25 protein-coding genes are annotated in these 23,676 nt (G+C 66.6%); 20 read left to right on the forward strand and 5 right to left on the reverse strand.

The window, feature by feature from the left end; all coding sequences use genetic code 11:
* The first annotated feature begins 33 nt into the window (after positions 1-33).
* A complete protein-coding gene (locus tag BMW72_RS03460; protein WP_092107276.1) occupies positions 34-1,077 on the forward strand; it encodes a GNAT family N-acetyltransferase in 1,044 nt (347 codons plus the stop codon).
* Positions 1,078-1,110: 33 nt separating this feature from the next.
* The gene (locus BMW72_RS03465; protein WP_092107278.1) at positions 1,111-2,154 is read left to right on the forward strand and encodes a GNAT family N-acetyltransferase; all 1,044 of its coding nucleotides are present in this window, start codon (positions 1,111-1,113) and stop codon (positions 2,152-2,154) included.
* A 1-nt stretch (position 2,155) separates the two neighbouring features.
* On the opposite strand, the gene BMW72_RS03470 is transcribed toward BMW72_RS03465, so the two are convergent.
* Positions 2,156-4,111, reverse strand: a complete 1,956-nt coding sequence (locus BMW72_RS03470) for an acyltransferase family protein (RefSeq protein ID WP_092107280.1) — start codon at positions 4,109-4,111, stop codon at positions 2,156-2,158.
* 92 nt (positions 4,112-4,203) lie between these two features.
* On the opposite strand from BMW72_RS03470, the gene BMW72_RS03475 reads away from it, so the two are divergent.
* The 4 genes from BMW72_RS03475 (at position 4,204) to glmM (ending at position 7,667) form a co-directional block, all read left to right on the forward strand.
* Positions 4,204-5,148 carry a tRNA pseudouridine synthase A gene (locus BMW72_RS03475; RefSeq protein ID WP_241983937.1) on the forward strand — a complete coding sequence of 315 codons (945 nt, stop codon included), beginning with the start codon at positions 4,204-4,206 and terminating at the stop codon, positions 5,146-5,148.
* A 138-nt stretch (positions 5,149-5,286) separates the two neighbouring features.
* A complete protein-coding gene (gene rplM / locus BMW72_RS03480) occupies positions 5,287-5,733 on the forward strand; it encodes a 50S ribosomal protein L13 (RefSeq protein ID WP_092107284.1) in 447 nt (148 codons plus the stop codon).
* A gap of 67 nt (positions 5,734-5,800) precedes the next feature.
* Positions 5,801-6,286, forward strand: a complete 486-nt coding sequence (gene rpsI, locus BMW72_RS03485; protein WP_092107287.1) for a 30S ribosomal protein S9 — start codon at positions 5,801-5,803, stop codon at positions 6,284-6,286.
* Between the two features lie 19 nt (positions 6,287-6,305).
* Positions 6,306-7,667, forward strand: a complete 1,362-nt coding sequence (glmM, locus tag BMW72_RS03490; RefSeq protein ID WP_092107289.1) for a phosphoglucosamine mutase — start codon at positions 6,306-6,308, stop codon at positions 7,665-7,667.
* Between the two features lie 102 nt (positions 7,668-7,769).
* On the opposite strand, the gene coaA is transcribed toward glmM, so the two are convergent.
* On the reverse strand, positions 7,770-8,726 hold the full coding sequence (gene coaA / locus BMW72_RS03495; protein WP_092107291.1) for a type I pantothenate kinase: 957 nt from the start codon (positions 8,724-8,726) through the stop codon (positions 7,770-7,772).
* 34 nt (positions 8,727-8,760) lie between these two features.
* On the opposite strand from coaA, the gene glmS reads away from it, so the two are divergent.
* From glmS to BMW72_RS03545, 10 genes are all read left to right on the forward strand, one after another.
* Complete coding sequence (gene glmS, locus BMW72_RS03500) at positions 8,761-10,611, forward strand: glutamine--fructose-6-phosphate transaminase (isomerizing) (protein ID WP_092107293.1); 1,851 nt, start codon at positions 8,761-8,763, stop codon at positions 10,609-10,611.
* Between the two features lie 7 nt (positions 10,612-10,618).
* Positions 10,619-10,975, forward strand: coding sequence for a holo-ACP synthase (locus BMW72_RS03505; protein ID WP_092107295.1), 357 nt, complete (start codon positions 10,619-10,621; stop codon positions 10,973-10,975).
* Positions 10,972-12,093 (forward strand): alanine racemase, encoded by a 1,122-nt coding sequence (alr, locus tag BMW72_RS03510; protein ID WP_241983938.1) that lies wholly within the window; start codon positions 10,972-10,974, stop codon positions 12,091-12,093. The genes BMW72_RS03505 and alr overlap by 4 nt, the downstream gene beginning before the upstream one ends.
* On the forward strand, positions 12,086-12,622 hold the full coding sequence (gene tsaE / locus BMW72_RS03515; protein WP_092107299.1) for a tRNA (adenosine(37)-N6)-threonylcarbamoyltransferase complex ATPase subunit type 1 TsaE: 537 nt from the start codon (positions 12,086-12,088) through the stop codon (positions 12,620-12,622). Before alr ends, tsaE begins: the two co-directional genes overlap by 8 nt.
* Positions 12,623-12,666: 44 nt before the next feature.
* Entirely contained in the window at positions 12,667-13,482 is an 816-nt protein-coding gene (locus BMW72_RS03520) for a sulfite exporter TauE/SafE family protein (protein WP_241983939.1), read from the forward strand.
* A gap of 108 nt (positions 13,483-13,590) precedes the next feature.
* On the forward strand, positions 13,591-14,226 hold the full coding sequence (gene tsaB, locus BMW72_RS03525; protein ID WP_092107301.1) for a tRNA (adenosine(37)-N6)-threonylcarbamoyltransferase complex dimerization subunit type 1 TsaB: 636 nt from the start codon (positions 13,591-13,593) through the stop codon (positions 14,224-14,226).
* Entirely contained in the window at positions 14,223-14,720 is a 498-nt protein-coding gene (rimI, locus tag BMW72_RS03530; protein WP_092107303.1) for a ribosomal protein S18-alanine N-acetyltransferase, read from the forward strand. Before tsaB ends, rimI begins: the two co-directional genes overlap by 4 nt.
* Positions 14,717-15,826, forward strand: coding sequence for a tRNA (adenosine(37)-N6)-threonylcarbamoyltransferase complex transferase subunit TsaD (tsaD, locus tag BMW72_RS03535; protein ID WP_370448755.1), 1,110 nt, complete (start codon positions 14,717-14,719; stop codon positions 15,824-15,826). The genes rimI and tsaD overlap by 4 nt, the downstream gene beginning before the upstream one ends.
* Positions 15,827-15,879: 53 nt before the next feature.
* The gene (locus BMW72_RS03540) at positions 15,880-16,332 is read left to right on the forward strand and encodes a DUF4190 domain-containing protein (RefSeq protein ID WP_092107305.1); all 453 of its coding nucleotides are present in this window, start codon (positions 15,880-15,882) and stop codon (positions 16,330-16,332) included.
* A 75-nt stretch (positions 16,333-16,407) separates the two neighbouring features.
* The gene (locus tag BMW72_RS03545) at positions 16,408-16,809 is read left to right on the forward strand and encodes a hypothetical protein (RefSeq protein ID WP_092107307.1); all 402 of its coding nucleotides are present in this window, start codon (positions 16,408-16,410) and stop codon (positions 16,807-16,809) included.
* A gap of 107 nt (positions 16,810-16,916) precedes the next feature.
* On the opposite strand, the gene BMW72_RS03550 is transcribed toward BMW72_RS03545, so the two are convergent.
* Positions 16,917-18,122, reverse strand: coding sequence for a class I SAM-dependent methyltransferase (locus BMW72_RS03550; protein ID WP_092107309.1), 1,206 nt, complete (start codon positions 18,120-18,122; stop codon positions 16,917-16,919).
* Between the two features lie 125 nt (positions 18,123-18,247).
* Here BMW72_RS03550 and groES point away from each other — a divergent pair, with 125 nt between their 5' ends.
* The 4 genes from groES to BMW72_RS03570 all read left to right on the forward strand — a co-directional run bounded on the left by groES (position 18,248) and on the right by BMW72_RS03570 (position 21,793).
* Positions 18,248-18,544, forward strand: a complete 297-nt coding sequence (groES, locus tag BMW72_RS03555) for a co-chaperone GroES (RefSeq protein WP_092107311.1) — start codon at positions 18,248-18,250, stop codon at positions 18,542-18,544.
* Between the two features lie 120 nt (positions 18,545-18,664).
* Positions 18,665-19,609 (forward strand): EamA family transporter RarD, encoded by a 945-nt coding sequence (rarD, locus tag BMW72_RS03560; RefSeq protein ID WP_092107313.1) that lies wholly within the window; start codon positions 18,665-18,667, stop codon positions 19,607-19,609.
* Between the two features lie 44 nt (positions 19,610-19,653).
* Complete coding sequence (locus tag BMW72_RS03565) at positions 19,654-20,361, forward strand: ABC transporter substrate-binding protein (RefSeq protein ID WP_092107315.1); 708 nt, start codon at positions 19,654-19,656, stop codon at positions 20,359-20,361.
* A 127-nt stretch (positions 20,362-20,488) separates the two neighbouring features.
* The gene (locus BMW72_RS03570; protein ID WP_092107317.1) at positions 20,489-21,793 is read left to right on the forward strand and encodes an ABC transporter substrate-binding protein; all 1,305 of its coding nucleotides are present in this window, start codon (positions 20,489-20,491) and stop codon (positions 21,791-21,793) included.
* A 186-nt stretch (positions 21,794-21,979) separates the two neighbouring features.
* Here BMW72_RS03570 and BMW72_RS03575 read toward each other — a convergent pair whose 3' ends face one another.
* Together BMW72_RS03575 and BMW72_RS03580 are read right to left on the reverse strand one after the other, a co-directional pair.
* Positions 21,980-22,747 (reverse strand): ABC transporter ATP-binding protein, encoded by a 768-nt coding sequence (locus tag BMW72_RS03575; protein ID WP_092107319.1) that lies wholly within the window; start codon positions 22,745-22,747, stop codon positions 21,980-21,982.
* A complete protein-coding gene (locus BMW72_RS03580) occupies positions 22,734-23,609 on the reverse strand; it encodes an ABC transporter ATP-binding protein (protein WP_241983957.1) in 876 nt (291 codons plus the stop codon). Before BMW72_RS03580 ends, BMW72_RS03575 begins: the two co-directional genes overlap by 14 nt.
* Between the last annotated feature and the right edge of the window lie 67 nt (positions 23,610-23,676).

The raw sequence follows: 23,676 nt of genomic DNA on the forward strand, positions 1-23,676 counted from the left end.
CATGCCGCTTTCGGGGGAAGATAGGGTGTGAAGATGGGTGATTTCGAGACTTCGTTGGCAGAACGCGTGGGGGATGCCCAGGTTCCGGTGGTTCCGCAGCATCCGGACGTCGCCGAGTGGCGGCCGGCCACCGAGGGCGACATTGACGGCATCTGGCAGCTGCGCCAATTCATGGGCCAGGTCGACCACCCGAACTACCTCACGGCGCGCGGCGCGATCGCCGCCGACTTCGGCTACTCACACTTTCACCCCGAACTTGACTCGCTCGTGGGTCTTGATGCAACCGGCCGCATCGTGGCGGTGGGCATGGTCATGTTCCCGCCGCGCCAGGTGAGCCTCGTGCGTTCGCTGCCGATCGGTGGAGTGCACCCGCTACTGCGCGGTCGGGGCATCGGGCGCCAGCTCCTGGCCTGGCAGCTGGGCCGGGCGAAGCAGCAGCTCGCTTCCTCGGCCAAGGCCCTGCCCGGCTGGATCCTGACCTATGCCGACGAACGTTCCCCGCAGAACGCCAGCCTGTTCGAGCACGCCGGCCTCGGCCTCGCCCGCTACTTCCTCACCCTGGAACGACCGCTGGATGCGCCGGTGCGCGTCGTCGACGCGGCCGCCGGCATCCGCATCGCCGGGTTCACCGCCGCGGCGTCGGCCGAGGTTCACGCCACCCGCGACGAAGCCTTCATGGACCACTGGGGCAGCCAGCCGATGAGTGACGAGAACTGGAACGCCTTCGTCGGCGGAAAATGGTTTCGTCCCGACCTCTCGTTCGTGGCCTACGGCACCGACGAGTCCGGCACCGAGCGCGTCGTCGGCTTCGTGCTGTCGACGGCGAACGAAAACGTCTGGGCCACCCAGGGTTTCACCGGCAGCTACATCGACCTGGTCGGTGTTTTGAGCGGATGGCGCGGCCGCCATATCGCCCAGTCCCTTTTGGCCGCCCAGCTCGCTGCCGGGCAGGCGCTCGGGCATGAGCGGGTGACCCTCGCGGTCGACTCGGCGAGCCCGACCGGAGCCCTCGGCCTCTACACCGGGATGGGTTTTGTGCCCACCCACAAGAAGATGGCATACACGCTGGAGTTCTAGCCCGAATCGGGGCCGCGTAGATAGGGTGAAAGCATGACCGATGCCACGAGTCCACTCTCGGAACGTGTGACCATGCCCGCCGCACTGCCCGTGCCGGAGCATCCCGACATTGCCGTGTGGCGCCCGGCGACGGTCGACGATATCGACGCCATCTGGCAGCTTGAGAAGTCGATCGGTCAGGCCGACCACCCCAACTACGTTCTCGAACGGGACGAAATCGCCGAGATCTTCGATTTCTCGTTCGTTGATGTAACGACTGACACTCTCGTCGCAGAGGCCGTTGACGGCCACCTCGTCGCCAACGGGCTCGTCGTGCTCTCGCCGGGGCAGGTGACCCTGGTGAAATCCAACCTGGATGGCGGCGTCCTGCCGACGATGCGAGGCCGGGGCATCGGTCGCGAGCTGCTGAACTGGCAGGTCGCCCGGGCCACGCAGCAATTGGCGACTTCAGACAAACGTCTTCCCGGCTGGATCGCCACGTCGTGCGACGAGCGCGCACCGCAGAATGGTCGCCTGTATGAACGCTTCGGTCTGGTCTGCACCCGCTATTTTCTGTGCCTCGACCGCATCCTCGCCGACCCCATTCGCGAATTCACGCTGGCCGACGGCATCCGCCTGGCACCCTATGAGTCGAAACTCTCGCCGGTCGTACACGCAGCGCGCAACGAGGTCTTCATGGACCATTGGTCCAGCCAGCCGATTCCCGACGAAACCTGGAACGCCTACGTCACCGGTTCGACGTTCGTTGAGGAGCTCTCGTTTGTGGCCTTCGGCATCGAGCCGGACGGCAGTGAGCACGTCGTGGGCTTCATCATGTCGAGTGTCAACGAGGAGGACTGGGCCGCCGCCGGGTACCGCAGCAGCTACATCGGCCTCGTCGGCGTGCTGAGGGGATGGCGCGGCCGTCATATCGCGCAGGCCCTGCTGGCCGCGCAGCTGGACGCGAGCCGTGCGGCCGGGCACGAGCGGGCGACCCTCGATGTGGACTCGGCGAGCCCGACCGGCGCGCTCGACCTGTACACCGGCATGGGCTTCTTCGCCAGCAACCGGGAGCTCGTCTACGTGCGCGAGTTCTGAGTCACCGGTACGGCGGCGGGCGGGGCGCGTCGGGGTCGCGCAACAACCAGCTGGTGTCGGGCAGCGGCGGCACCGCCGCGAGACGGTCGAGCGCCGCTCCCACTTCGTCGGCATAGAGCTGCCCGCCGGTCGGCCCCGGATGCACGTGGTCGCCGGCCAGAAGATCAAGCCGGCCCGCGATGGCATCGTGCCAGTTGGCCAGTTCGATGCGACGATTGCCGGCGGCGAAATCAGCAAGAGTGGCATTGACGCCGTCAGTCCAGTCCCGCTCGGCGTAGGCATTGACCAGCACGAGCTTTCGGTCCGGTCCCAAAATGCGCAGAATCACGGTGAGTTCGTCGTCGGTGATCGGTCCGTTGGTCCCGAGCCCGACGACCACAACGGGATGCAACTGACCCGCAGCCTCCAACGCCCGCAAGATGTCATCTGCGGAATACATCCCCCGCGAGACCGAAGCGTCCACGGTCATTCCCGAAAAGGTGGCCTGCAATTCGGGGGCCGAGGCCAGCATCACCGAGTCGCCGATGGCCGTGATCGGACCCTCGGTCAGGGCGGGCTGGGCCGTGGCCTGACGGGCGGCCTCGGCGGCGGCAGCCTGCGTGGCGGCGCGCGCCGCAGCATCCATTGCCCGTTGGCCGCGTTCGATGCGCAATTGCGCCGAGGTCTGCGCCGGCGCCGCAACGACGGCGGCTGTCGTGCCGCCGACCAGCAGCAGCGACAGCGCGGCCGTGGCGGCGACCAGACGGCGACGACGGGTCGGGCCGGTCCAGAGCTCCCCGACCCGACGGATGCTGCCGCGCACGCCGACCCGCCGGATCGGCATTTCCAGCCAGCGGTAGGAGATACCCGCGAACACCAGGGTGATGGCGGTGGCGAGGAGCCCGATCGGCAGCAGACCGCCGGACGGAGACGATGCCGGCCAGAGCAGCTGCACCAGTACGAGCGCTGGCCAGTGCCACAGGTAGATTCCGTAGGAGCGTTCGCCGAGGTAACGCAGCGGGGCCGCATCGAGAAGGTGCCCGAACCGGCCGCCGCGCACCCCCGCCCAGATGGCGACAGCGGTGGCGAGGCTCACCGCCACGAGGCCGCCCCGATAGGTGGCCGTGCCGTCCTCCGGCAGCCAGAACGCAAACCCGATGATCGCGAGAATGGCGCCGCCGCCGAGCCACGGGCGCAAGCGCGGCAATTCGTTGCGGTGCCCACTCGGGCGGCGCAACAACAGGGCCAGGGCGGCACCGGCGAACAACCCGAAACTGTGCGTGTCCGAGCCGTAGTACACCCGGGTCGGGTCGGCGCCGGGCTGGTAGAGCAGGCCCATCCACAGGGCAGAAGCGATGAACAGGCCGGTGACGACGGCCAGGCGCACGTGGGGGCGGCGAAGCAGCAGCACGACCAGCAACAGCAGCGGCCAAACCAGATAGAACTGCTCTTCCACAGCGAGCGACCACAGATTGCGCAGCAGCTCGGGCTCGTTGACGCTGAAATAGCTGGCGTCAGTGGCGATCGACACCCAGTTGTAGCCGAAGGTCGTGGCTCCGAGCAGCTGGGCGCCGAGCCCCACCAGCACATCGCCGCCGATGAGAAAAGCGATGCTGCAGCTGATCAGAATGACCGGAATGAGCGGGGGCACCAGCCGGCGGGCGCGTCGTTGCCAGAATCGGCCCAGCGAGATGCGCCCGGATCGGGTGTGCTCGGAGACGAGCAGTCCGGTGATCAGAAATCCGCTGATCACGAAGAAAACGTCGACGCCGATGAAGCCGCCCGGAAGGACTGCCGGGAAAAAATGGTAGAGCACGACGGCAATGACCGCGAGGGCGCGCAGGCCGTCGAGCCCGGCCAGACGATTGCTGCGCGGGGCGTTCATCGGCCCCGGCACCGAGGTGTTCGCCGGGGCGATCAGGGCGGTCGTTGACCGAGTCCTCCCGGTAAACGGGAACGACAGCGGGGAACGGGTCATGGGCAACACGAGGTTTCTTTGGCACACACAAGGGGGGTGCGCCAGGGGCCGGTTTCAACGATAACCCGCGCGTGCCACCTAGGCTTACCCTCGTGAATCTTTTTGTGCCCCGCGCCGCGAATGCAGCGCTGGGCTCCACGCGCATCCGCCTCGACCTCGCCTACGACGGCACCGATTTCACCGGTTGGGCCCGCCAGCCGGGCTTTCGCACCGTGCAGGCCGACATCGAAAACGGGCTCGCCGGCATTCTGCAGAGCTTTCCCCCGCACCCCACCCTGATCGTCGCCGGCCGAACGGATGCCGGGGTGCACGCCCGCGGGCAGGTGGCCCATTTCGACCTCACCGCCGAGCAGGCGCACTCCCTCGTGCGCATTCAACGCGGCACCGGAAACCGTCCCCCGGTCGACCTCGGTACCGCGGTGCTGCGCCGCCTCGGCGGCATCCTGGTGACCAAACCCGACGTCGTGCTGCGCCGGGCCACGGTCGTTCCCGGCGGCTTCGACGCCCGGTTCTCGGCCCTGTGGCGTCGCTACGAATACCGCATCGCCGACCCGCTCGCCCTGCACGACCCGCAGCAGCGGCTGCGCACCACGTGGCATCCGTTCAGACTGGATCTCGAAGCCATGGATGCCGCAGCGGCCACCCTGGTGGGCCTGCACGACTTCGCCGCCTACTGCAAGCCACGCCCGGGAGCGACGACCATCCGCACCGTGCAGCAATTTCGCTGGACCCGCGACGATGACGGCCTGCTCATTGCCACCATCACAGCGGATGCCTTCTGCCACAGCATGGTGCGCGCCATGGTCGGTGCCTGCGTTGCCGTGGGGGAGGGGCGTCTCGATGGCAGCACCCTCGCCCACCTGCACTTCGACAAGCACCGCATCAGCGAGTTCAAGGTGATGCAGGCGCACGGCCTCACCCTCATCGACGTCGGCTATCCCGACGATGCGTCCCTGGCGCAGCGCGCAGTGGACACCCGCAACCGGCGCTCGCTGCCGGCCGTCGCCGAGGTTGCGTCGATGCTGGCTTCCGACTAGTGTTGACCCTTGGTGTCTGTGCGTTGCAGCACGGCATCCGAACGTGAGCCCTCCATCGACAGTGTTTTCTTCACGAAAACACGCCCGGAGCGGGATTCACGAACACCTCCGTTCGAAAAAGAAGAAAGCAGCACAACAGTGACGCGCACTTACACCCCCAAGGCAAGCGAACTCCAGCACGACTGGGTTGTCATCGATGCCACCGATATCGTCCTCGGACGTCTGGCCAGCCACGCGGCAATCCTGCTGCGCGGCAAGCACAAGGCGACCTTCTCCCCGCACATGGACGGTGGCGACTTCGTCATCATCGTCAACGCCGAGAAGGTTGCCCTCACCGGCAAGAAGCTCGACCTGAAGATCGCTTACCGCCACTCCGGTTACCCGGGCGGCCTGACGGCGACCAACTACTCCGAGATGCTCGAGAAGCACCCGACCCGTGCGGTCGAAAAAGCGATTCGCGGCATGCTGCCGAAGAACTCGCTCGGTCGCGCCCAGCTCACCAAGCTGAAGGTATACGCCGGCCCTGAGCACCCGCACTCCGCTCAGCAGCCCAAGCCGTACACCCTCAGCCAGGTCGCGCAGTAGCGCCGGCAACCAGACTTCTCGACTCTTTAGATACTTAGATACACGGATAAAAAGGATTCCCATCATCGTGGCGAAGATCGCAGACCAGATTGACCAGGCTCCGGAGAGCTACTCCACCGAGACTCCGGCCGAAACCGTAACCAAGGCGCCCCGCGCCGTCCTCAACGTTCCCGGCGCAGCCGTCGGCCGTCGCAAGCAGGCCATCGCCCGCGTGCGCATCGTCCCCGGCTCCGGCACGATCGTTGTCAACGGCCGCGAGTTCGCCGACTACTTCCCGAACAAGCTGCACCAGCAGCTCATCAACGACCCGTTCAAGGTGCTCGACCTGCTCGGCTCCTACGATGTCATCGCCCGCATCACCGGTGGTGGCCCGTCCGGCCAGGCCGGCGCGCTGCGCCTCGGCATTGCACGCTGCCTGAACCTGATCGACGAAGAGAACAACCGCGCCATTCTCAAGAAGAACGGCTTCCTCAGCCGCGACGCCCGAGTCAAGGAGCGTAAGAAGGCCGGACTCAAGAAGGCCCGTAAGGCACCTCAGTTCAGCAAGCGCTAACCCGATAGCCGACGACGAAATGACTCGTCTGTTCGGCACGGACGGCGTTCGGGGCCTGGCCAACCGTGATCTCACGGCTGGCCTGGCCCTGAGCCTTGCCCAGGCGAGCGCAGCAGTGCTCACCAAGGGTCGTCGTGCCCAAGCACGCCTCGCTGAGGGTCGCCGACCCGTCGCAGTGGTCGCCCGCGACCCGCGAATTTCCGGTGAGTTCCTCACCGCCGCCGTTTCGGCCGGCCTGGCCTCCAGCGGTGTCGACGTTCTCGACGCCGGGGTCATCCCCACGCCCGCTGCGGCCTTCTTGATCAACGCCATCGGCGCCGATTTCGGTGTGATGATTTCTGCCTCACACAACGCGGCGCCCGACAACGGCATCAAAATCTTCGCCTTCGGCGGAACCAAACTTCCCGACGACGTCGAGGACCGCATCGAGAGCTACATCGGTCGCGACACGCTGATGCCGATCGCCGGCGACGTCGGACGCATCCGTCGTTTCGCCGACGCCGAAGACCGCTACGTCGTGCACCTGCTCACGACGCTGCCGCACCGCCTTGACGGCATCCACGTCGTGCTCGATTGCGCCCACGGTGCCGCCGCCGGCGTTTCACCGCAGGTGTTCACGGATGCCGGCGCTCGCCTCACCGTGATCGGCGCCGACCCCGACGGCCTCAACATCAACGACGGTGTCGGTTCGACTCACCTCGACAACCTCGCCAAAGCCGTACTCGAACACGGCGCCGACATCGGCATCGCCCACGACGGCGACGCCGACCGCTGCCTCGCGGTCGACCGCGACGGCAAGATCGTCGATGGCGACCAGATCATGGCCATCCTGGCCGTGTCGATGGCCGAGCGCGGTGTGCTGAAAGACCGCACTCTCGTGGCCACCGTCATGAGTAACCTCGGGCTGCGCAAGGCCATGGCGGCCAACGACATCGCCATGGTGCAGACCAAGGTCGGCGACCGGTATGTGCTCGAAGAACTCAACGCCCACGGGTATTCCCTCGGCGGCGAGCAGAGCGGCCACGTCATCATGACCAAGTTCGCCACGACCGGCGATGGCATCCTCACCGGGCTGCACCTTGTCGCCGAAATGGCGCGCACCGGCAAGACGCTCGCCGAACTCGCATCCGTTATGACGGTCTACCCGCAGATTCTCGTGAACGTGCGCGGCGTGGACCACAAGGCGCTCGCCGCCGACGCGGTCATCGCCGAAGCGGTCATTGCCGCAGAAACCGAACTCGGTGACACCGGCCGGGTGCTGCTGCGTCCGTCCGGAACCGAGCCGATGGTGCGCGTCATGGTGGAAGCCGCCGACCAGCCCACCGCCGACCGTCTGGCGCACTCCCTGGCCGACGTGGTGCGCTCCCGCCTGACCCTCTAGCGCTACTGACCGGGCCCGGGCCCGGAAACTGGGACCATGTTCTATCGTGGCCCCGCTTTCCGGGCCCGGGCCCGGTCAAAGAGGGCGCACGTGTGGCGCGGGTCAGACCTTGCGCAGCAGCACCGTCGAGACGGCGTGCGTGGGGTCCTTGCGCAGTACCAGGGTGGCGCGCGACCGAGTGGGACGAATGTTCTGCAGCAGGTTGGGCTGATTAATGCTGGTCCAGATGGTGCGCGCCTTGGCACGAGCCTCATCTTCGGTGAAGGCCGCGTAGCGGTGGAAGAACGAGTTGGGGTTGGCGAAGGCCCCGCGCTGCAGCTTGAGAAAGCGTTCCTCGTACCAGCGGGCGATGTCCTGGGTACGGGCATCCACGTAAATGGTGAAGTCGAACAGGTCACTGACCGAGAGGCCGTGCCCCGGCCCGGGCGGCTGCAGCACGTTGAGGCCCTCGACGATGAGAATGTCGGGTTGCCGCACGACGATCTGCGCGTCGGGCACGATGTCATAGCTCAGATGCGAGTAGAACGGTGACCGCACCTCGGGAGCCCCGCTCTTGACCGCGCTCACAAACCGCAGCAGGGCACGCCGGTCATACGATTCCGGAAAGCCCTTGCGTTCCATCAGGCCGCGGCGGTTCAGCTCGGCATTGGGAAACAGAAAGCCATCGGTCGTGACGAGTTCGACCCGGGGAGTGTCGTCCCAGCGGGCGAGCATCTCGCGCAACAACCGGGCGGTGGTCGACTTACCGACCGCAACCGAGCCGGCGACGCCGATCACAAAGGGGGTCGGGCGGGCGCGTTCGCCCAGAAAACCACTCGTTGCCCGGTGCAGGGTGCGGGCGTTCGCCGCATAGAGGTTGAGCAGCCGACTGAGCGGGAGGTAGACATCCGTCACCTCGTTGATGTCGAGCGGCTCACCGATACCGCGCAACTGCACGATCTCAGTCTCTTTGAGCGGCAGCAGGGTGGTCGGCGCCAACGCCGCCCAGTCTGCTCGGTCGAGCTCCACAAAAGGGGTGCGATGACCGTTCATTGAAGAGGCCAGCACCGGATCGGACATTCCCCCAAGCTTAGTCCGACTAAAATCGACTTCCATGTGCGGAATCGTAGGTTATGTCGGAAGCAACAAGACCGTTGACGTTCTCATGGGAGGGCTCAGACGGCTGGAATATCGCGGGTATGACTCCGCGGGAATCGCCGTCATCGACTCGTCGGGTGTACTCAACACGGCCAAGAAGGCCGGCAAGCTCTCGGCGCTGACCGCCGAGCTGAAGGCGCACCCGATCAACGACGGCCAGACCGGCATCGGCCACACCCGCTGGGCCACCCACGGCGGACCCACCGACGGCAATGCCCATCCGCACCTCGGCGACAACGACAAGCTCGCCCTCATCCACAACGGCATCATCGAGAACTTCGCCCCGTTGCGGGACGAACTGCTCAATGAAGGCTTCACCTTCGAGAGCGAAACCGACACCGAGGTCGCCGCAGTGCTGCTCGGCCGGGAATACCAGCGGGTCGGCGACCTGGCCGAAGCCTTCCGCACCATCGTGGCCCGCCTCGACGGTGCGTTCACGCTGCTCGCCGTGCACCAGGACCAGCCCGGCGTCGTCGTCGGTGCCCGCCGCAATTCCCCGCTCGTCATCGGCCTCGGTGACGGCGAGAACTTTCTCGGCTCCGACGTCGCAGCGTTCGTCGAATACACCCGCCGCGCCGTCGCCATCGGCCAGGACCAGATCGTCACCATCACAGCGGATGCCGTCACCGTCACCGACTTCGACGGTCACCCCGTCGAGACGGAGGAGTTCGATATCGCCTGGGACGCTTCCGCCAGCGAAAAGGGCGGCTGGTCCAGCTTCATGGCCAAGGAAGTGTCCGAGCAGCCGGATGCCGTTGCCAACACCCTGCGCGGCCGCATAACGGAGGGCCAGGTGATCGTGCCGGAACTGACCGAATTCGGCGATGAGGTGCTCGCGGGCATCCGTCGTATTGTCATCGTCGCCTGTGGTACGGCGGCCTACGCCGGTCAGACCGCCAAGTACGCCATCGAAAAGTGGGCGCAGGTGCCGGTGGACGTCGAACTCAGCCACGAGTTCCGCTACCGCGACCCGGTACTCACCGACCACACCCTGGTGATCTCAATCAGCCAGTCCGGCGAAACCATGGACACGCTCATGGCCGTCAAGTACGCCATGTCGCTCGGGGCCAGGGCCATCTCCATCTGCAACACGCAGGGCGCGACCATCCCGCGCGAGAGTGACGCTGTGATCTACACCCACGCCGGCCCCGAGGTCGCCGTCGCGTCGACCAAGGCCTTTGTGGCCCAGATCACCGCCCTGTACCTGTTCGCCCTGCACCTCGCCCGGGTGCGCGGCAGCCTCACCGAGGCCGAGCAGGCCGCGCAGGTCGCCGAACTGCAGGCCATCCCGGAGAAGATCCAGGCCGTGCTCGGTGTGGAAGACGAGGTGCGCCAGCTGGCCCGCTGGATGAGCGACACCCGCGCTGTGCTGTTCCTCGGCCGTCACGTCGGCTTTCCGATCGCGCTCGAGGGCGCGCTCAAGCTCAAGGAACTCGCCTACATCCACGCTGAAGGCTTCGCCGCCGGTGAGCTCAAGCACGGACCGATCGCCTTGATCGAACCCGGCCAGCCGGTGTTCGTCGTCGTGCCGAGCCCGCGCGGCTCAGCCCACCTGCACCCGAAGGTCGTCTCCAATATTCAGGAGATCCGCGCCCGCGGGGCCCGCATCATCGCTATCGCCGAGGTCGGTGACGCCGCGGTGCTGCCGTTCGCCGACACCGTCATCCACATTCCGCTCGCGGCGCCGCTGTTCGAACCGCTGCTCGCCGTGGTGCCGCTGCAGATGTTCGCGATGGAACTGGCCATCGCCAAGGGCCTCGATGTCGACCAGCCGCGCAACCTCGCCAAATCCGTCACGGTCGAATAAGCCTGACGTGATCAAGGGCATCGGGGTGGACGTGGTCGACCTGGCGCGGTTCACCCGCCAGGTCGAGCGCACCCCCCGCCTGGTCTCGCGCTTGTTCACCGAAACTGAACGGGGGCTCCCGATACATTCCCTCGCGGCGCGGTTTGCGGCAAAAGAAGCCCTGATCAAGGCCCTCGGCGACAGCGCAGGGGCCACCTGGCAAGAAATGGAAATCGTGAACGACCCGCACGGCAACCCCGAATTCAAACTCAGCGGGGCCGCCCTCGCAGCGCTCACCGATCGGGGCATCAGCCGGGTGCACGTCACCATGACCCACGATGCCGGGGTGGCCTGCGCTTTCGTCGTGGCCGAGGGGGAGCTGTGAGCGGGTTTCGCGAGGCCGTGATCGACCTCGCCGCGATTCGCCATAATGTGGCCCACCTGCGCCACCTCGTCGGCACCCCGCACGCGATGGCGGTGGTCAAGGCCAACGCCTACGGTCACGGGGCGGTACCGGTGGCGCTCGCCGCCCTCGCCGGCGGGGCCGACTGGCTCGGCGTCGCCGACATCGACGAGGCCCTCGAACTGCGTGACGCGGGCATCGAGGCGCCCATCCTGGCCTGGCTGCACGACCCCGACGCCGATTTCAGCGCCGCCATCGCCGATGACGTCACCCTCGGGCTTTCCTCTGCCCGCCAGGTGCAGCAGGTAGCGGATGCTGCGGCGGAACTCGGCAGGGCGGCATCCGTTCACCTGAAACTCGAAACCGGGCTCAGTCGCAACGGCGTGCACGAAAACGACTGGGCTGAGGTGTTCGCGCTGGCTGCCGCACTCGAACGGGGCGGTCTGCTGCGCGTCGACGGTGTCATGAGCCACCTCGCCAATGCCTCGGCGTTCGACGACCAGCAGGCGCTCGAATGTTTCGAACGCGGAGTCGCCGTTGCACGCGCCGCCGGGCTGACCCCCACGCTCGTGCACCTCGCATCGTCCGCTGCGGCACTGCGGCTGCCGGCCGCCCGTTTCACCATGGTGCGGTTCGGCATCACCATTTACGGGCTGTCGCCGTTCGACGATGCGACCAGCGCCGACCTCGGGCTGATTCCAGCCATGACCCTGCGCGGCCGGGTCGCCCTCGTTCGCCGGGTGAGTGCGGGCGCCGGCGTCTCCTACGACTACCTGTGGCGGGCGCCGCACGATTCCACGCTCGTGCTCGTGCCGCTCGGCTATGCCGACGGCATCCCACGGCAGGCCTCCGGCACGGCACAAGTGCACCTGCACGGCGTGAACTATCCCCTGGTCGGGCGGGTGGCGATGGACCAGTTCGTGGTCAACCTCGGCGCGGACAGCCCCGCCGTGGCCGTCGGCGACACGGTCGTGCTGTTTGGTGACCCGAGCGCCGGAGCGCCGAGCGCCACCGACTGGGCCGACGCCGCCGGCACGATCAACTATGAGATCGTCACCCGCATCGGGCACCGGGTGCCCCGGCGACACATCAATGGCTGAGCAGCGCCGCACCATCGCCGATGCCGCGGCCATGCACCGCTTCGGCGTCGACCTCGCGCGCATCCTGCACGCCGGCGACCTCATCGTGCTGACCGGACCGCTCGGCGCCGGCAAGACCACCCTCACGCGCGGCCTCGGTGAGGGCCTCCAGGTGCGCGGGGCCGTCACCAGTCCCACCTTCGTACTCGCGCGCACCCACCCGAGTCTGGTCGGCGGCCCGCCGTTCGTGCACGTCGACGCCTACCGCCTGGGCAGCGCCATGGAACTCGACGACCTCGACATCGATTTCGCCCGGTCCATCGTCGTGGTCGAGTGGGGCCGCGGCCTGCTCGACGGCATCAGCGAGTCCTGGCTCGACATCGAGATCGAGCGGCCGCAGGGCCGATCGCTGGCAACCGCCGAAACGGATGCCGCGGCATCCGTTCTCGACCTGGACCACGATCTCGACGAACCACGCACCCTGACCATCAGCGGCCACGGCCAACGCTGGAGGCGCCTCACGGAGTTGCTGCCGACGGAACCCGCCTAGGCTGAACCCATGCTCGTACCCTGCTGCCCCGTTCGTGCGCTCCCGTGACGCCTGATTCCGGCCTGCGCTCGTCTGGCGTTCGGTATTGGCTCGTGCTCGCCCTGATCGGCGTGATCGGCGGTTTTCTCTCCGGCATGTTCGGCGTCGGCGGCGGCATCGTCATGGTGCCCCTGCTCGTGGGCCTGGCCCGGATGGACCAGCGCCGAGCCGCCGCGACGTCGCTCGTCGCGATCGTGCCGGCCTCAGCGGTCGGCGCCACCACCTACTTTCTGAACGGACACGTCGACCTGGTTGCTGCGGGCTTCATCGTCATCGGCGCCGTCGTCGGGGCCATCATCGGCACCAGGCTGCTGCGCCGCATCCCTCTGGTCTGGCTGCGCTGGATGTTCATCGGCCTGCTCGTGGTGGTGGCCGCCCGCCTGCTGCTCGTCGCCCCGGTACGCGGCGACGCTATCGATTTCACCTGGTATGTAGCCGTCGGCTACATCGTGCTTGGCCTGTTCATGGGCATCGCCTCGGGCTTGTTCGGCATCGGCGGCGGCGTGATCGCGGTGCCCGGCCTGATCGCCCTGTTCGGTGCAAGCGACCTGATCGCCAAGGGCACCTCGCTGCTCGTCATGCTGCCGACCGGCATTGTCGGTACCGTGTCGAACATTCGCGGCCGCCTGGTCAATCTGCGCGCCGGCCTCGTGGTCGGCGTCGCGGCGACCCTCGTCTCCGCCCCCGGAGTGACGCTCGCGCTCATTCTTCCGCCGCGCCTGTCTGGCATCCTCTTTGCCGGGCTGCTGATTCTGGCCGTTGTGCAGTTGAGCATCAAAGCGGTGCGTGCCCAACGCGCACCCAAGCCCGCGGCGAGCTGAACCGGCGCCCGGCGCGCGAAGCGCCTGCCCGAACAAAGCGGCGCGCGAAGCGCCTGCCCGAACAAAGCGGCGCGCGAAGCGCCTGCCCGGAAAAGCTAGGCTGAACGGGTGTTACTCGCCATCGATACCTCCGCCGGCACGAGCGTCGCCGTCGTCGACCTTGCCCGCGGGGTCATCGCCGAACGCGGTGAAGCCGATACCATGCGCCACGCCGAAATCGTCGGTCCCTTCATCGTCGAGTGTCTCCGCGAAGCGAACGTCGTACCCGCTGACCTCTCCGGAGTCGTCGGCGGCATGGGCCCCGGCCCGTTCACCGGCCTGCGCGTCGGCATCGCCTCCGCCCGCGTCTTCGCCCTCGGCGCCGGCACACCGCTCGTGCCGGTGATCAGTCACGACGCCATCGCCTACGGCCACTACCGCCGCGGCCACACCGGCCCGCTCGTCGTCGTCACCGACGCCCGGCGCCGCGAAATCTACTGGAGTGCCTACAGCGAAGCGGATGCCGCCGGCCTGCCCGTGCGCGTCGGCCCGCCCGGCCTGGCCAAACCGGCCGACCTCGACGCTCCGACCTGGCTGCACGCGCGCTGGCCTCGACTCGACGCCGCCACGGTGTCGGCCGGCGAACTCGGACTGGTCGCCGAGCTGACCCACGCCCACCAGCGCCCCTTCGCCGCCAACGAACCGCTCTATCTGCGCTCGCCCGACGTCACGATCTCGAACGGGCCTAAGCGGGTCAGCCGATGACCTGGCAGCTGCGCCGCGCGCACGAAGCAGACCTGGCGGCCATCATGCTGCTCGAGACCAGCATCTTCGAGAACGACGCCTGGTCGGCCCCGATGATGCTGCGCGACCTCGGCGACCCCGCCTGTTACTACCTCGTCGCGTTCCCACCCGACGATCCGAGCAGTATCGACGCCTATGCCGGGCTGCTCGCCCCGCAGGGAGCCGTCGAGGGCGACATCCAGACCATCGCCGTCGCCGAATCGGCGCGCGGCCGCGGACTCGGTCGCACGATCATGCAGGCCCTCATCAGCGAGGCGCGCAAACGCGGTGCCCGGCTGATCTTCCTCGAGGTGCGGGCCGACAACCCGGGCGCCCAGCGGCTCTACGAACGCCTCGGGTTCATCGATGTGGGAGTGCGCCGCGGGTATTACCAGCCTGACAACGTCGACGCGATCGTCATGCGCCTGAATATTCCCGAACTGGAATCTATGCTCGTGACCGTGGAGACCCCGTGACGACCCTGAACCGATCAGCACCCCTCGTGCTCGGCATCGAGACCTCCTGCGATGAGACGGGCATCGGCATTGTGCGCGGCACCACGCTGCTTTCCAACACCATCGCGAGTTCGATGGACGAGCACGCCCGCTATGGCGGTGTCGTGCCCGAGATCGCAGCCAGGGCCCACCTCGACGAACTCGTGCCGGCCATCAACGCGGCCGTCACCGAGGCCGGCATCCGCTTGAGCGATCTCGACGCCATCGCCGTCACCTGCGGCCCCGGACTCTCCGGCGCCCTCATGGTCGGGGTCGGCGCCGCAAAAGCGCTCGCCGTCGCGCTCGACAAACCGATCTATGCGGTCAACCATCTGGTCGGCCACGTCGGAGCCGACCTGCTGCACAGCAGTGGCGACGCCAGCGACACCGGACCGCTGGACTACCCGACCATCGCACTGCTCGTCTCCGGCGGCCACACCTCGCTGCTGCTCGTGCGCGACCTGGTCAGCGACGTGGAATTGCTCGGTGAGACCATCGACGACGCCGCCGGAGAGGCCTTCGACAAGGTCGCCCGCCTGTTGTCGCTGCCATATCCCGGCGGGCCGCAGATCGACCGGGTCGCACTTGAGGGCAATCCGAAGGCGATTCGCTTTCCCCGCGGACTCAGCCAGCCCAAAGACCTGGCCGCTCACCGCTACGACTTCTCGTTCTCGGGGCTGAAAACCTCGGTCGCCCGGTTCGTCGAGCAGCGTCAGGATGCCGGAGAGCTCGTGCCGATCGGCGATGTTGCGGCCAGTTTTCGGGAGGCTGTGGTGGATATCCTGCTGACCAAAGCCCTCGCGGCCTGCGCCGACTACAACGTGCCGCGTCTGCTGCTCGGCGGTGGGGTCATCGCCAATGCCCGGTTGCGTCAGGTCGCGACCGAGAGAACGGATGCCGCCGGCGTCGTTCTGCGCATCCCGCCGCTCTCGCTGTGCACCGACAACGGTGCCATGATCGCCGCTCTCGGCGCCCAACTGATCATGGCCGGGCATGAGCCCTCGACGTTGGATTTCGGCGCCGATTCCACCCTGCCGGTCGGTCAGATCCAGGTCTCGGGCCTGGCCCGGTCGCTCGGTGCGCCCTAACGCGATAATCTGGGCTCTGCGACCACCGAACGAAATGATGAAGGAGACCGCAGATGTCTGATCCCACCCAGCCCCCCGTCGACCCGACGAGAAACGACCCGACCAGCTCGCAGCCTGCCGGCCCGAGCGTGCCGCCGGCATACGGAACGCCCGCAGCACCGGCCTACCCCAGCTCCCCGGCACCGGGCATCCAGGCAGCGCCCGCTTACGGCCAGCCGGCCGCCTACGGGCAGAACCCGTACGGGCAGCAGAACGCGCAAGACAAATACAACGTTCTGGCGATCATCTCGCTCGTGAGCGCATTCTTCGTCTCGCTGGTAGCGGTCATCACCGGGCACATGGCGATGAGTCAGATCAAGAAGACCGGTGAAAAGGGCTACGGTCTGGCCCTGTGGGGTTTGATCCTGGGCTACCTGGGCATCGTCAGCGGGATCATCTTCGTCGGCATCTTCATCGCGATCCTGGTCAGCGGGGCTGCCACCTCGTCCAGTTTCAACTCCCTCTAACCCGAACCCGATCCATCCCCGGTCAGATTCGACCGGCCGGCCTGAGCGAGAGCGGCTTCAGGCCAGAGGACAGCCATGACCACACCCCACCAGCCGGACGGTGCCTCGGCGCAGCTGGGTTATACGCGCGCCCCGGCGCCGCCCGGCAGCCAGCTGGACTGGGCGTCGACGGTGACCGCTCCGACCGAGTTCGTGCCCTACACCTACAACGAGGCCGAGGTCGCGCGCATCACCGGCCGCCGCCGGCTCTCGCTCGCGTCGGTGGTCTGCGGTCTGGGCGGGGTCGTCCTCGGCGTGATCGGGGTGTTCGGACTGCCGATCGCGCTCAGCGCGATCACCCTCGCGCTCATTGCACGCAGCACCGAGCACCGGGCGCGCACGCTCTGGTTGAGTGGCCTGGTGAGCGGCCTGGTCGGGGTTCTGCTCGCGGCCGGCTGGGTCGTCTATATCAGCCAGATCATGCTGCCGTTGCTCTAGCCGGTTCCGTACCGAACTGCGGATATTCACCGGGAAACCGGGCGGATTGGGGCGATGCGGGGGTGTTCGGCAACGAATCTCCGCGGTTATGCACGCAGCTTTCGGAGTTAGCGCACCCGCTCCACGAGCAGTGCCATCCGCTGCCCGGCCACGCGCGTCAGGATCAGGGTCGCGGCTTCCGGCCCCTTGAGCTTCAGCCGGGTGCGCAGTGTAGCCGGGTCCACAGCCACGCCGCGCTTCTTGATCTCAAGCGTGCCGATGCGGCGCTCGAGCAGCGCTAGCCGCAGCTTCTTCTCGTCGAAGGGCAGGGTTTCCAGCACCCGGAACGCGCTCGCGAACGGCGTGGGCGTGAGTGTGTCATTGGTCAGGTAGGCGATTGACTCGCTCAGCATCCGGGCGTCGAGCGAGCGGGCCAGGTCGCCGATCAGGCGTGCTCGGATCACCGCGCCGTCCGGTTCGTACACGTAGCTGCCGAGTTCGCCCACCGGGGCGTCGTCGCTGTCGGCGCCGGCGGTCAGTTCGTGCGCGCCCCCCTCGGTCAGGAGCAGTGCCGACCGACGGATGCCCGGGCGGGCGAGCGCGCCAAACCACAGACCCATCTCCACCAGCTGGCCGTCCACCGAGACCCATTGGGCCTCGGCGTCGACCGGAATTTGGTCGCGGTCGTGGCCGGGCCCAAGCTTCATGCCGAGCGGCAGTCGGCTCGCCAGCAGATAGGCGAAGTCCAGCGAGGGCGAATAGTCCTCGGAGCGGGTGAGCCGTGTTGTGTTGCTGTGGCCGCTCGTGCGGCGCGCCGGGTCGAGCCAGACCGCATCGAAATCGGCCAGATGCACGGTCTCCGCGTCGGCCTGAAGCGCCGACGCGTTGGGAAACGGCGCGAGGTTGAAACTCGCCACGGTGGCCGTGACCTCGTCAGCGTCGACGGCGACGACCGGCAGGTCCATCGCGGCGAGGGCCATCGCGTCGCCGCCTATGCCGCAGCCAAGGTCGGCGACCCGCGGCGGGTGGCCGAGGGCAGCTGCGAGTCCGGCGAACCGGCCGGCGTGCAGTGCGGCGACGCGCAACCGGGTCGCCTGCTCCAGGCCGGCCTCGGTGAACAGCATCCGCTCGGCGAATTCTCCGAACTTGGCCGACGCCTTCGCCCGCAGCCGGGACTGGCTGAGCACGGCCGAGACCAGCCCGGGGGCGTGCCCGGCCTTGCGCAGATCGCTCACGAGTTTCAGCACGTCACCGGTGCTGTCATAGGGCGGCAGGGAGTCCAGCAGCCGCAAACTCGCGGGGGAGAGCAGCTCAACGAGTTCGGTTCGATCCATGCTGCAACGCTACCAAAATGACCCCGTTCTGGCACTCACGTTGCGTGAGTGCCAGAAGCCCCCTAAACTTCACTTGGCACTCTCGCTGTGAGTCTGCTAACCCAAATCTTAGAAAGAGGTCAACCGTGTCGGTCTCCATCAAGCCGCTCGAGGATCGCATCGTCATCAAGCAGGTCGATGCCGAGCAGACCACCGCATCAGGTCTGGTCATTCCTGACACCGCGAAGGAAAAGCCCCAGGAGGGCGAAGTTGTTGCCGTCGGCCCCGGCCGTATTGACGACAACGGCAACCGCGTTCCCCTCGACATCGCCGTCGGCGACAAGGTCATCTACTCCAAGTACGGCGGAACCGAGGTCAAGTTCGGTGGCGACGACCTTCTGGTGCTCTCCGCTCGCGACGTGCTCGCCGTGGTCGTGCGCTAAGTAGGTTCTTCACTTCGTAGTCTCGAGTCTGAAACTAGTCTCTAGACTGAAACTCCCGGATGGCTTGGCCATCCGGGAGTTTTTTTGTTTGCCCATTTCGTGTAGCGCAGGAGATAACCCATGACGGATGCCGCCGCACCAGCCGAGACGGCGGCTCGCGCCACGCACCGCACAGGTCTCGGGTTCGGCGGCCTCGCCTACGCTCTCTGGGGTGTGCTGCCCCTGTACTTTCTGCTGCTGGCCCCGTCCGGTGCCTTTGAAATCGTGGCCTGGCGGGTGCTGTTCTCGCTCGTGTTCTGCGCCCTGATCATCACGGTCACCCGCACCTGGGGCGTGCTCGGGCGGGCACTCAGGCAGCCGCGCCTGGTCTGGACGATGGGCCTGGCCGGGGTGTTCATCTTCATCAACTGGCAGACCTACGTGATCGCCGCGACTAGCGGGCACGTCGTCGAAGCGGCCCTCGGCTACTTCATCAACCCCATCGTCACCGTGTTGCTTGGCGTCTTCGTGCTGCGCGAACACCTGCGTCGACTGCAGTGGATCGCCATCGGCATCAGTCTTCTCGCCGTCGTCGTTCTCGCTGTCGGCTACGGCTCGCTGCCCTGGATCTCGCTGATTCTCGCGTTCTCCTTCGGGTTCTACGGCCTGATCAAGAAGCGCGTCGGCCCGAACGTCGACGCCGTGACCGGCCTCACCCTCGAAACGGCCTGGCTCGCCCCGGTCGCCGTCGTGCAACTGTTGGTCGTCTCGGGCATTTCCGGCCTCACCTTCGGCACGGTCTCGCCCCTGCACACGGTCGGGTTGCTCGCGGCCGGTGTGATCACCGCGGTTCCCCTCCTGCTCTTTGCCGCCGCAGCCCGGCGCCTGCCGCTGACGGTGCTCGGACTCATCCAGTTCGTCGCGCCCGTCATTCAGTTTCTCGTCGGCGTATTCGTGCTGAACGAGGCGATGCCGGTCGAACGCTGGATCGGCTTCGGCCTGGTCTGGGTGGCCTTGGTCATTTTGACGGTCGACATGGTGGTCTCGGGTCGCGCTCCACGCCGAAGCGCCCTCGAGCCGGCCTGAGCGTCGATATTCTAAAAGAACAGCCCCCGCACTAAAGGATCCAGATGCCCCGTCGCCCGCTCATCGTCGCCGCCCTACTTGGCACCCTCGTCCTCACCGGATGCACGGGCACATCGGGTGCCACACCGACTTCGACCCCGACGATGGCCGCGACGACAGCCCCCTCGGGCGACGGAACGCTCGTCATCGGCACCCTGTTCCCGATGACCGGTGACAACGCCGTGAGCGGCGCCGCCCAGGTGGCGGGCACCGAACTGGCCGTGCGCGATATCCTCGCCGAACAGGCCGTCCCCACTCAGCCCGTGCAGCTCATTCACCGCAACTCCGCCGGCGACCTCGCCGCCGCCTACGCCGACCTGGTGGCACGCGGTGTCGACCTCGTGCTGTGGGACGCGACAACGGCCTTGCCGACGGATGCTGAAAACTCCGTTGGCAACGCCGCCACCGTTGCCCTCGGCACCTTCGCCAACGGCGGCACGCCGCTTGCCGCTGATGAGGCATTCACGGCCCGGCTGAAAACTGCCGACCCGGGCCTGACCGGCACCGACGGCGGCGCGGAAGCCTACGACGGGGTTGTCACGGCGGCCCTGGCCGCCGTGATCACCGGCGACGACGGGGGTGCGTCGCTCGAAGCGGGCTGGCTCCGGGTGATTTCCGGCAGCGTTGTGTGCGCTTCCTGGGGCGAGTGTGTGCTCGCCCTGAGTGAGAAGCAAATCATTGATTATCAGGGGATCACTGGCCGCCGTTCGTAACGATTTGGTCGCTTTACACGGTTGTAACACGCACAGGTAGGTTTCTCGGTCCTTGATTCCCTACTCTGTCACCACGGCAGTCAATCGGCTGACCAGACTTACCCCTCTTCAACTATCAAGGAGCAACATGAGCGTATTCGCGAAGGCCTCGGCCTCCCGCTCAGTTCGTACCCTCGTTACCGGTATCGCACTGGTCGGAGTGAGCGCACTCGTGCTCACCGGCTGCAGCAATGGAGCAGCGACCGAGCCCAGTGATTCTGCGGCACCGTCGGCGGCGGAGACCGCGGATTTCCAGACGGTGGAGGCCGGTGATCGGGATCTGACTCTGAACATCGGCACCATCCTCCCGCAGAGTGGTGGACTGGCCTTCCTCGGACCGCCCGAAGAAGCCGGCGTTCAGCTCGCTGTGAGGGACATCAACGAGGCCGACCTCGGCATCACGGTCGATGTCACGTTGCGTGACTCGGGCGACACCACGACCGACACCGCCACCGTCTCCGTGACCGACCTGCTGTCGAAGAACGTCTCGGCGATCATCGGTGCGGCCTCCTCGGGTGTCTCCAAGACCGTGATCGACCAGATCACCGGCGCCGGCGTCGTGCAGTTCTCCCCGGCCAACACCTCGGACGCCTTCACGACCTATGACGACAAGGGCCTGTACTGGCGTACGGCTCCGTCCGACGTCTTGCAGGGCGAAGTGCTCGGCACCCAGATCGCTGATGACGGCAACGCCACCCTCGGCCTGATCGTGCTGAACGATGCCTACGGAACCGGCCTGGCCAAGTACACCAGCGACGCGTTCGAGGCGGCTGGCGGCGAAGTCGTAGCGACCTCGCTGTTCAATGAGGGCGATTCCAACTTCGCCTCGCAGATCGCTGAAGTTACCGCGGCAGATCCCGACGCGATCGCGCTTGTCACGTTCGACCAGGCCAAGGTCATCGTCCCGGCGCTCGTCGGTTCCGGTTTCCCCGGCGACAAGCTGTACTTCGTCGACGGAAACGTCGCCGACTACAGCTCCGACTTCGCACCCGGCCTTATCGAGGGCTCCAAGGGTACGCTGCCCGGCCTCGACACCGCCTCGCTCGGTGACTTCACCACCCGCCTCCTCGAGGTCGACCCGACGCTGACGGACTACAGCTACGCCGCGGAATCCTACGACGCCGTGATTTTGATTGCCCTGGCCGCCTACGCGGCCAACGACGTGTCGGGTGAATCCATTGCGAGCTACCTGCGTCAGGTCTCCGGCGGAACCGGTGATGGCAGCAAGGTTACCGACTTCGCCGAGGCTGCTGCAGCCCTGAAAGCCGGCGATCAGATCAATTACGACGGCTTCTCCGGCCCGATCACGTTCGACGAGAATGGCGACCCGACCGGCGCCAGCATCGGCATCTACGAGTTCGACGCCACCAACAAGTACGCGCGCATCAACTAGCTCCACCGCTTAGCTGAATGAGTGAAGGGCCCCGACTTCGGTCGGGGCCCTTCTGCGTACCCCGTCCATTCACGCGAGCGGATGCGCTGAGCCGGCCGCCGGCATCCGCTCAGCAATCCCACACACAGAAGCGGCGTCCGAGAGAGTGTCGGACGCCGCCACGGGCTGATACAGCTGATGCGGGTGCTAGTCCTGCCCGAGGGTTCCGAGGTACAGGCCGATCACCTTGGGGTCGTTCAAAAGCTCACGTCCGGTGCCGGTGTAGGCATCCCGGCCCTGATCGAGCACATAGCCGCGGTCACAGATTTGCAGGCAACGACGAGCGTTCTGCTCCACCATGATCGTGGTCACGCCGGCCTTGTTGATCTCTTTCACCCGCAGAAAGGCTTCGTCCTGGCGCACCGGGGAGAGGCCGGCGCTCGGCTCATCGAGCAGCAGCACGTGCGGGCCCATCATGAGCGCTCGACTCATGGCCACCATCTGGCGTTCACCGCCCGAGAGCGACCCGGCGCGCTGCGACATCCGTTTGCTCAGCTCGGGAAAAATCTCGGTGACGAATTCGAGCCGCTCGACGAGTCCCCTGGGCTTGAGAAAGATGCCCATCTCGAGGTTTTCGCGAATGGTCAGGGTGGGAAACACGTTGTTGTTCTGCGGAACGAAGCCCACGCCCTGCGCGACGAGCTTGTTGGCCTTGAGATTGGTGATGTTCTTGCCGCGCAGCAGAATGTCGCCGTCGCGTACCTTCACCTGGCCGAAGATCGACTTGAGCAGCGTCGATTTGCCGGCGCCGTTCGGGCCGATGATGCCGATCAGCTCGCCGGCGTAGGCGGTCAGCGAGCAGGAATTGAGAATGTTCACACCGGTGACGTAGCCGGCCGTGACGTTCTTGACCTCGACCACCGCCTCCCGGGTCTCAGTGGGCGCCGGAGCGGCCAGCGGTTCAGCGTTCGTCATCGAGCAACTCCTTTATGGCTGACACGTTCTCGGTCTCGGTGTTCAGGTCTTCGCCGATGTCCTCGTCGTGGTGCGACCCGAGGTAGGCGTCGATCACGGCCGGGTTTTTCATGACCTCGTGAGGGTCGCCCTCGGCGACCACCTTGCCCTCGGCCATCACGATCACCCAGTCGGCGATGTGCCGCACCATGTGCATATCGTGCTCCACGAACAAAACGGTCATGCCCTGCGACTTGAGGTTGAGAATGTGGTCGAGCAGCGACTGGGTCAGTGCCGGGTTGACCCCGGCCATCGGTTCGTCGAGCATCACCAGGGTTGGGTCGCTCATGAGCGCCCGCGCCATTTCGAGCAGCTTGCGCTGACCGCCGGAGAGGCTCGCCGCGTAGTCGTCTTTCTTGGTGTCGAGCTTGAACCGGGTGAGCAGATCAATGGCCTTGGCCCGATTCTCCTCTTCCTGGTTGCGCCAGAGGAACGGCATCAGGGCGCGGAACATGTTCTCGCCGGTCTGGCCCTTGGCGCCGAGCAGCATGTTGTCCATCACGGTGAGCAGCCCGAGGGCTTTGGTCAGCTGAAAGGTGCGAATCTGGCCCATCCGGGCTACCCGATAAGCGGGAACACCGGCGAGGGAGCGGCCATCGAAGGTCCATTTGCCGTCGTCGGGCTTGTCGAAGCCGGTCAGCAGATTGAACAGGGTGGTCTTGCCGGCGCCGTTGGGGCCGATCAGCGCGGTGATCGCGCCGCGCGGAACCTCGACGTGGGCGACATCCACTGCGGTGAGACCACCGAACGTGCGTCGCACGTTGTCGACGACGAGAATAGGGTCGACCTTGGCGCAGCCGGGTTCAGCCTCACCGATGTGCAGCCCGGTCGTCTTGACCGGCTTCTTGGTGGGGACGGGCGGCTCGAGCGGAGCCGCGGAATCGAGAGGG

It is taken from the genome of Cryobacterium luteum (assembly GCF_900110125.1).
In the GTDB taxonomy this organism is placed as follows: Bacteria; Actinomycetota; Actinomycetes; order Actinomycetales; family Microbacteriaceae; genus Cryobacterium; species Cryobacterium luteum.

What these genes read in the sequence shown, in the direction of transcription:
- glmS (WP_092107293.1), top strand. Translation starts at nt 8,761, where the DNA reads ATGTGCGGAATCGTAGGTTATGTCGGAAGCAACAAGACCGTTGACGTT.
- BMW72_RS03545 (WP_092107307.1), top strand. Translation starts at nt 16,408, where the DNA reads ATGACCACACCCCACCAGCCGGACGGTGCCTCGGCGCAGCTGGGTTAT.
- BMW72_RS03570 (WP_092107317.1), top strand. Translation starts at nt 20,489, where the DNA reads ATGAGCGTATTCGCGAAGGCCTCGGCCTCCCGCTCAGTTCGTACCCTC.
- rimI (WP_092107303.1), top strand. Translation starts at nt 14,223, where the DNA reads ATGACCTGGCAGCTGCGCCGCGCGCACGAAGCAGACCTGGCGGCCATC.
- glmM (WP_092107289.1), top strand. Translation starts at nt 6,306, where the DNA reads ATGACTCGTCTGTTCGGCACGGACGGCGTTCGGGGCCTGGCCAACCGT.
- BMW72_RS03550 (WP_092107309.1), bottom strand. Translation starts at nt 18,122, where the DNA reads ATGGATCGAACCGAACTCGTTGAGCTGCTCTCCCCCGCGAGTTTGCGG.
- rarD (WP_092107313.1), top strand. Translation starts at nt 18,665, where the DNA reads ATGACGGATGCCGCCGCACCAGCCGAGACGGCGGCTCGCGCCACGCAC.
- tsaE (WP_092107299.1), top strand. Translation starts at nt 12,086, where the DNA reads ATGGCTGAGCAGCGCCGCACCATCGCCGATGCCGCGGCCATGCACCGC.
- BMW72_RS03565 (WP_092107315.1), top strand. Translation starts at nt 19,654, where the DNA reads ATGCCCCGTCGCCCGCTCATCGTCGCCGCCCTACTTGGCACCCTCGTC.
- BMW72_RS03465 (WP_092107278.1), top strand. Translation starts at nt 1,111, where the DNA reads ATGACCGATGCCACGAGTCCACTCTCGGAACGTGTGACCATGCCCGCC.
- coaA (WP_092107291.1), bottom strand. Translation starts at nt 8,726, where the DNA reads ATGTCCGATCCGGTGCTGGCCTCTTCAATGAACGGTCATCGCACCCCT.
- BMW72_RS03540 (WP_092107305.1), top strand. Translation starts at nt 15,880, where the DNA reads ATGTCTGATCCCACCCAGCCCCCCGTCGACCCGACGAGAAACGACCCG.
- BMW72_RS03575 (WP_092107319.1), bottom strand. Translation starts at nt 22,747, where the DNA reads ATGACGAACGCTGAACCGCTGGCCGCTCCGGCGCCCACTGAGACCCGG.
- BMW72_RS03460 (WP_092107276.1), top strand. Translation starts at nt 34, where the DNA reads ATGGGTGATTTCGAGACTTCGTTGGCAGAACGCGTGGGGGATGCCCAG.
- BMW72_RS03470 (WP_092107280.1), bottom strand. Translation starts at nt 4,111, where the DNA reads ATGACCCGTTCCCCGCTGTCGTTCCCGTTTACCGGGAGGACTCGGTCA.